At 62.0% G+C, this 1,167-nt stretch carries 1 protein-coding gene; it reads left to right on the top strand.

Annotated features, from left to right (window positions below; all coding sequences use genetic code 11):
* The first annotated feature begins 89 nt into the window (after window positions 1-89).
* Window positions 90-1,150, top strand: a protein-coding gene (locus GE300_RS22015; RefSeq protein WP_154449702.1) for an IS630 family transposase whose coding sequence is annotated in 2 segments (ribosomal slippage) — window positions 90-594 and window positions 594-1,150 — 1,062 coding nt in all. Because the reading frame shifts where the segments join, the coding sequence is not laid out codon by codon here.
* Window positions 1,151-1,167 lie beyond the last annotated feature (17 nt).

Raw genomic sequence — 1,167 nt, 5'->3', positions numbered from 1 at the left:
ATACCAACTTTCGCTACTGGGGACTCACGTAGGGGATTCCCAAGGCCGACGATTTCTGACTCTCTGTCGAAAACAAGAGGCAGGCGGGCATGGGACAACCTTTGGCACTTCGGAAGGATTTCAGCGGATCGGAATTGCGGCGCTTGGCGCGGGCGAGTCGGGATGCGAACCAGACGCGGCGGCTCTTGGCGCTTTCGGTTGTCTATGATGGCGGCAGTCGGGGCGTTGCCGCGGAGACCGGGGGTGTCGGGCGGCAGATCCTCCGGGACTGGGTGGAGCGCTTCAACGCTGAAGGGCCAGACGGGCTGATCAATCGAAAAGCACCAGGGGCTCCATCGAAACTCGACGACACGCAGCGCGGCGCGCTCGCGCAAGTCGTCGAACGCGGGCCGGACCCGGAGATCGACGAGGTCGTGCGATGGCGTCTGATGGACCTCGCGGCGTGGATCTGGGATGAATTCGCCATCTCGATCAGCGAAGCGACGCTCAGCCGGGAACTCAAGGCGCTCGGGTTCACGAAGTTATCCGCCAGGCCGCGCCATCACGACCAGGACCCCGAGGCAATCGACGCTTTTAAAAAGACTTTCCCGCACGCCTCGAAGAAATCCGGGCCGCGCTCCCGCCCGGCACCGAAATAGAATTGTGGTTCCAGGATGAAGCGCGGGTGGGCCAGAAGAACAAGATCACCCGACGATGGGCGCGGCGCGGAACAAGACCGTCTGCGCCCTGCGATCAGCGCACCCAATCCGCCTATATCTTTGGTGCAATCTGCCCGGCCGAAGGCAAGGGCGCCGGCCTGGTCATGCCCCGCTGCGACAGCGATGCGATGACGGCACACCTGGCCGAGATCGCTGCGACGGTCGCGCCAGGCGCTCATGCCGTCGTCATTCTCGATCAAGCCGGCTGGCACATGTCGGGTACGCTCGCGATACCCGAAAACGTCACCCTGATGCCGCTGCCACCGCGATCGCCCGAACTGAACCCCGTCGAAAACGTCTGGCAATATCTGCGGGAAAACTGGCTCTCGAACCGGGTCTTCAGCGACTACGAAGACATCCTCACCAACTGCTGTGACGCATGGAACTGCCTGATCAAGCGGCCCTGGAAAATCATGACCATCGGCCTGCGAGATTGGGCCCATGAGTTCTAATCAATGCATGTTGGTAT

This window comes from Halovulum marinum, from assembly GCF_009697225.1.
GTDB lineage: Bacteria > Pseudomonadota > Alphaproteobacteria > Rhodobacterales > Rhodobacteraceae > Halovulum > Halovulum marinum.
Note: the sequence above shows the minus strand (reverse complement) of the source record. Positions and strands in the feature narration are given on the sequence as shown.